Source organism: Hyella patelloides LEGE 07179 (assembly GCF_900659865.1).
In the GTDB taxonomy this organism is placed as follows: Bacteria; Cyanobacteriota; Cyanobacteriia; order Cyanobacteriales; family Xenococcaceae; genus Hyella; species Hyella patelloides.
The window spans coordinates 1-1,123 of the sequence record NZ_LR214333.1 but is presented as its reverse complement, the minus strand read 5'-3'; the positions used below and the strand labels follow the sequence as shown (position 1 = coordinate 1,123).

The following is a 1,123-nucleotide window of genomic DNA, read 5'->3' as shown; positions in this document are numbered from 1 at the left end:
ATACTGATAACCTGATTGTCACTGGTGGGGGATACATTGATGCTAGTACATTTGGTCAAGGTGATGCTGGTTTGATTAAGATTACCGCTAACGATCTTACTTTTGAGGGTGAAACATCAGAAGGTTTTCCTAGCAGTGCTTTTTCTCAAGTTAATCCAACTGGAGTGGGAAATGCTGAAGGTGTGAGTATTGAGACTAATAACCTGAGTTTAAAAGATGGGGGATTAGTTTCTGCTAATACATTTGGTCAAGGCAATGCAGGAAGCGTCAATATTACCGCTAGGGATACCATATCTATTGATGGAAAACGCTCAAATGGTCTTAGTAGTCGTGTTAGTAGTCAGGTTGACGGAATAGCAGAAGGAGATGCCGAAGGGGTAATAATCTTTAGTGGTAACGATCTAACTTTAACTAATGGGGGACAAATTTTAGCCAATACGTTTGGTCGAGGTGATGCAGGAGATGTAAGCATCTCTACTGATAAAAATCTGATTTTAAATGGAGGACAAATTATTGCGAATACTTCAGGTCAAGGAGATGCAGGAGATGTAACTATTACTACCACAGAAAATATTACGGTTACTTCTGAAAACTCTTATAGTGCGATTAATAATCGGGTTAATCGAGATGCAGTTGGCAATGCAGGGATTCTGACTATCTCTGCCAACAATCTGAATTTGATTAATGGAGGACAGATTCTTACTGGTACTTCAGGTCAAGGACATGGAGGAGAAGTAAGCATTACTACCAAGGAAAATGTGACTTTTGACGGTACAGACTTTCGAGGCAACCCTAGTGGTGTTTTTAGTTTGGTTAATCAAGGAGCAGTAGGGGATGCTGGGAAGATAAATATCTCTACTGGTAATTTGACTGTAACTAATGGGGGACGAGTTGATGCTAGTACATTTGGTCAAGGGAATGCAGGTTTAGTCAAGATTAATGCTAGCGATACCATCTCGATTGATGGAGAAAGTTTAAATGGCGTGAGTAGTCGTGTTAGTAGTCGGGTTAATCAAGGAGCAGTGGGAAATGCCGAGGGTGTGACGATTGATACTGATAACCTGATTGTCACTGGTGGGGGATACATTGATGCTAGTACATTTGGTCAAGGTGATGCTGGTTT

Annotated in this window: 1 pseudogene; it reads left to right on the top strand. The window is 40.9% G+C overall.

Annotated elements, in window-relative coordinates:
• Window positions 1-1,123, top strand: a pseudogene (locus H1P_RS37040) (hypothetical protein); the annotation flags it as partial.